The organism is Protofrankia sp. CiT1, from assembly GCF_917627335.1.
GTDB lineage: Bacteria > Actinomycetota > Actinomycetes > Frankiales > Frankiaceae > Protofrankia.
Window position 1 is genome coordinate 7,784 of sequence record NZ_CAKJTP010000054.1, and the last position, 5,298, is coordinate 13,081.

3 protein-coding genes are annotated in these 5,298 nt (G+C 66.1%); all 3 read left to right on the plus strand.

The features are described from left to right. Window positions 1-1,800: bifunctional diguanylate cyclase/phosphodiesterase (locus MJ785_RS11170; RefSeq protein ID WP_239380694.1), on the plus strand; the 1,800-nt coding region annotated here is incomplete at its 5' end. A 325-nt stretch (window positions 1,801-2,125) separates the two neighbouring features. Then, window positions 2,126-2,836: a hypothetical protein gene (locus tag MJ785_RS11175; protein WP_239310042.1), complete on the plus strand. Its 711-nt coding sequence runs from the start codon at window positions 2,126-2,128 to the stop codon at window positions 2,834-2,836. A 10-nt stretch (window positions 2,837-2,846) separates the two neighbouring features. Next, window positions 2,847-5,177: an AAA family ATPase gene (locus MJ785_RS11180; protein ID WP_239310043.1), complete on the plus strand. Its 2,331-nt coding sequence runs from the start codon at window positions 2,847-2,849 to the stop codon at window positions 5,175-5,177. Window positions 5,178-5,298 lie beyond the last annotated feature (121 nt).

A 5,298-nucleotide genomic window follows, 5' to 3' on the forward strand; every position in this document is an offset into this window, starting at 1 on the left:
CCCGGCGGGCCCGGCGGGCCCGGCGGGCCTGGCGGGGAGCGGGCGCTACGGGTCTCGGTCATCCCGAACGTGGAAGGGCGCCAAGAGCTGATCGCATTCGTGTTGCAGGATGTCACGGATCTGCGGCGGGCGGAACGGCTGCAAGCGGCCGTCGCTCAGCTCGGTCAGCGTGCCCTGGGCGGGATGACCGTCCCAAACCTGCTCGCGGAGGCTGTCCAGCTGGTCCGCGTCACCCTGGACCTGCCCGAGTGCGCGGTGCTGGAGCCGGTGGAGCAGGCGGACCGGGCGGACCCGGTCGCCGCGGTCATCGCGGCCGCGCTGGCGTCGGATCGCCCCACGGTCGTCAGGCACGGGACGGCTCCCCTCGGGGTCGCCGCCCGTATCGGCACGGCTGGCCGTGGGCACGCCGTGCTGGTGGCGCACGGGCCGTACCCGCGGGCCTTCGCCGCCGACGAGGCGGACTTCGTCCAGTCGGTCGCCAACGTGCTGGCTGCCGCGATCGAACGGGATGGCGCTGAGCGTGAGATCCGCCACCAGGCTCTGCACGACCCGCTGACCGGTCTGGCCAACAGGGTCTTTCTGCATAAGCAGATCTCAGAGGCGTTGCGGGCGACCGAGATCGACGGCGTCGCGCTGGCTCTGCTATTGATGGATCTTGACCGGTTCAAGGAGATCAACGACACGCTGGGACACAGTGCCGGCGACGACGTGCTCCGTGAGGTGGCGGCGCGGCTGCGGCGCGCCACCGGGCCGGCCACGACGGTCGCCCGCCTCGGCGGGGACGAGTTCGCGATCCTGTTGCCGTCGGCGCCGCGGGGAGCCGCTGACGCCCTGGCGGCCGCGAGCCGGGTGCGTGCCGCGCTGGCCGAACGTATCGATGTCGGCGCTCTCCCGCTCAGCGTGGACGGAAGTATCGGGATCGCGCTCGCTCCCGCTGACGGACGTGATCCAGGAACGTTGGTGCGGTGCGCTGACGTGGCTATGTACCGGGCCAAGCAGCTGTCGGTCGGGGTGGCCGTCTACGCCCCCGACGCCGACCAGAACCGCCGTGAGCGCCTCGAGCTGCTCGGTGGTCTGCGCTCGGCGATCGCGGGCGGCCAGCTGGTCCTGCATTACCAGCCCAAGGTCGATCTGCGCACCGGGCGGACCACGGCGGTCGAGGCACTGGTTCGCTGGCAGCATCCGACGCACGGCCTGGTCGAGCCGGGCCGTTTCGTTCCGTTCGCCGAGCAGAGCAACCTGGTCAGGCCGTTGACCCGTCGAGTTCTGATGCTCGCGCTGGACCAGGCCCGATCATGGTGGGACGCGGGTCGGTTGCTGCCCGTGGCGGTGAACGTCTCAGCACGGATGTTGCACGACGCGGAGCTGCTCTCGACCGTACAGGCGGAACTGGAGCGGACCGGTATGCCACCGCAGGCGCTTGAACTCGAGCTCACCGAGAGCGCCGTGATGGTGAACACCCGCAACGCGATGACCGTTATCACCCAGTTGGGGCGCGCCGGGATTCGGATCTCCGTGGATGATTTCGGGACCGGATACTCCTCTCTCGCCTATCTGCGTGATCTCCCAGTGCACGACCTGAAAATCGATAAATCATTCGTGCTGAACGTGGCGCGTCACCCCAAGGATTTCTCGATCGTGCGATCAATCATTGATCTTGCCCACAATCTCGATCTTCGGGTGGTTGCCGAGGGCATCGAGTCGGACGAGGTCTGCACGTTGCTTCGTGACCTCGGCTGTGACGAGGGGCAGGGTTTCTTCCTCGGGTATCCTGTGCCACCCGCGGATCTTGCCGCTTAGCGGTCGCCGCCGGCAGGCCTCGGCGAACTTCCAGCCCCGCTCCTTGATCCACGCCCCTGTTGCCGGGCGCTCCTAGGTCGGGCCGGACACTGCTGGGCTCGTTCGGGCTGACCGTCGGCGGCTGGCACGGCATGATGGTTGAGGCGATCACCTACGGCGATGTTACTGGATTGTACCGGGTGGACTTTTTTGGATGATCTATCGGATCTCGGCTGGTCGAGGCCGTGAAGCCCATTGCATGCACGCGGTTTTCTCAGAGAAGGTGCCACGCAGGGGGGCTGTGCTGCACCATAGGCACAGCCTCACCAGATTCTGGAGGTTGGCCGTGAGCGGGAGAACCAGCACGCTACGGGGACGCGTCGCGTTGGTTGTGCCGGCGCTCCTCGCCGCTGTCGTTCTTCTTGCCGGCTGTGGCTCGGCTCGTTACCAGTATGTGACGAACAAGGACGCCGGTACGTTTCTCAAGATCCCGAGTGCGTGGCAGCATCAGCTGATGCCCGGACCCGCCTTCATCGGGATCGACACCCGAAACGTCAGTCCGGAGGCCGCGCGCACGTTGGCCACCCGTGAGTGGGTTGTGGGGATTGACGCCGCGCCGAAGTTCGACGACAGGAACCTGCTGCTTCCAGACGCGGCCGACCCCAAGGGATTCGTGCAGGTCCGCCAGCTTCTGCCGGAAGAGGCGGCCACGTTGTCCACCAATGACCTGCGCAACCAGCTCGTCTCCATCGACCAGGAGATCCAGGCGCAGGAGGAGGCGGTCCGGCAGAACCCCGAGCGTGCCCGGCTTGAGCCCGAATTCCTCCTGCTGGCCGAGGATCTCGTCCACCGGGAGGGCGGCGTCCACGGTCTTCATCTGGTGTACCAGCTCCATCTGGGCACCGGGCTCGTCACCGTCGACCAGACAAGCCTGCTGGACCGTGATCAGACCAGGTTGTACCAGCTTGTGTTCGCCTGCTCGTCCTGGTGCTATGACCGGCATCGGGTCGAGATCCAGAAGGTCCAGACATCGTTCACGATCAAGCCGATCACCTGAGGTAACGAACATGAATCAGGCCCCGCCGGCGCAGCCGTCCCCGATCGGCCCCGTCGTGCCCCCGCAACCTGAGCCGGCGCCGCCGGTGCGCAAGCCTCTGGTGTTTTGGGACAGAATAAAGTTTCTCGTCCTGTTCGGTGCGTTGTTCGTGTTCGTGGTGGCCGCGGCTACGGCGGACAATCCGATCATGGGCTGGTCCGACGCCGTGCGTGAGCAGGTGTCGTCGAGCTGGTGGCTGTTGGCGCTGATCGCGATCGAGGTTGTCCGCCAGATCCACATGTTGATCGGCGAGCGGTCGTCGGAGTATTACGTCTTCTGGACCGACAGGGTCTTCGGCCGCTTCGAGCGCCGCCTGCGCCAGCTCAACGACTGGAACCGCTACCGCATCGGCCGTGCCCTGAAATGGGTGGCGACGGCCGCGGTCTTCGCGTTTGTCTACGCCCGGATCAAGCACGACTCCGTGTTCAACGCGATCATTGGGCTCCCCGGCGATATCTGGCGGGCGGCCCCGTTCGTGGTGCAGATCATGTTTATCATGTTTATCACCATCGGGCAGTTTGCGCTGTTGTTCTGGTTCCTCTCCCGCGGTGGTGTGGATGTGTACTTCCCCGAGGACATCAAGACCCGGTTCACCGACGTGTGGGGCCAGGACCACGTTCTGTCCCGGGTCAAGGAAGCGGTCTTCTACCTGGAGAAACCGCAGGAGATCGAAAGCCGGGGCGGGTACGTGCCCGGGGGCATCCTGCTGTGGGGCCCGCCCGGCACCGGGAAGACGCTGATCGCGGAGGCGGTCGCCGGTGAGACTGGGAAACCCTATGTCTTTGTCGACCCGGGCGCCTTTCAGGCCATGTTCTTCGGTGTCGGTGTGATGAAGGTGAAGAGCCTTTTCCGCAAGCTGCGCAAACTCTCCCTGCGGTATGGCGGTGTGATTGTTTTCTTTGATGAAGCCGATACTCTGGGCAATCGTGGTCAGCTCGCCGGTGGTGACTTCGGGCGGTCGACGCCGTCCGGTCACGCTGACGGCAGCTGGACCGGCCTGATCGGCTCCGGCGGCTCCTGCAACGGGATGACCTACGCGAGCAACTCGGCGCGCCGGCAACTGGTGGAAGCCCGGTTCGTGGTTCCCGGTGGCGGCGGCGGTGGTCAGTCCAGTTTCGACGGAACGCTGCAGGCGCTGCTCACCGAGATATCGGGTCTGAAGAAGCCGCGTGGCTTCCTCAACCGGGTCGTGCGGCGTGCTCTGGGCATGCGCCCGAAGCCGCCACCGAAGTACCGAATCATGGTCATGATGGCGACGAACATGCCGCAGTCACTGGACGAGGCGCTGTTGCGCCCCGGCCGGATCGACCGCATCTACAAGGTGGGCTACCCGAGCAAGGAGGGCCGGGTACGGACTTTCAACGGCTATCTGGCGAAGGTCACCCACGAGGTGACGCCCGATCAGGTCGAGCGGCTTGCCGTGATGAGCCCCTACGCCACCGGCGCGAGTATCAAGGACATGGTCAACGAGGCTCTCATCCAGGCCATCAAGGCCGGCCGTGAGGTCGTCACCTGGCCTGATCTGCTGCGTGCCAAGTCAATCAAGGAACACGGCCTGCCCGACGACCACGAGTACGTGGAGCGGGAGCGCCACAGCATCGCCCTGCACGAGGCATGCCATGCGGTGGTCATGTACCGGTTGCAGAAGCACATGGTCATCGACATGGCGAGCATCGAGCGCCGCGGGGACACCGGTGGGTTCGTGGCTCCGGTGCCGTTGGAGGACCGGTTCGTCGACTGGCGGTCCGAGGTCGAGATCGATGTGATGACCTTCCTGGCCTCCATCGTGGGCGAGCGGATGTTCTTCGACGGTGACCACACCCAGGGAGTCGGCGGTGACCTGCATGCCGCCACCGAACTTGTCGCCCGCAGCATCGGCAGGCACGCGATGGGCAGCACGCTGATGTCCCGCCCGGCGCTGGCCTCGGGTCTCGACGGCAATCCGGCGCACACCGCTGGCAGCCCGGGGTACCTCGGTGGCGGGTTCGCCGATGAGGTCGAGGCCAAGCTCCAGGAGCTGTATCAACGGACCGAGGTCATACTGTCGGACAATCGCCGGGAGGTTCTCGCGGTGACCCACGCGCTGGAGACGAACAAGACCATTACCGGCGAGGATGTTGAAGCGATCATGAAGGGTACGCTCGGTCCCACGCTGGATGGTCGCCGCTACCACGAGCCCGACTTTCTCGACCTGGCGGAGGAATATCACCTCAGTGCCGTCCAGGCACACCGGGGCCACCCCACCGAGCAGCTGCGGCTACCCGATCTCAGCAGGGCCGCGGCCTCGGCGGGTCCGGACTGACCTGACCAGACCGGACCGATCGGATCTGACCGGCACGAGCAGCTTGCCGCGCGCCATACCCGCTCACGCCGGGGGCGCGGCAGCCGCGCCGTCGTCCCGGCTGTGATACCTGGACGACGGC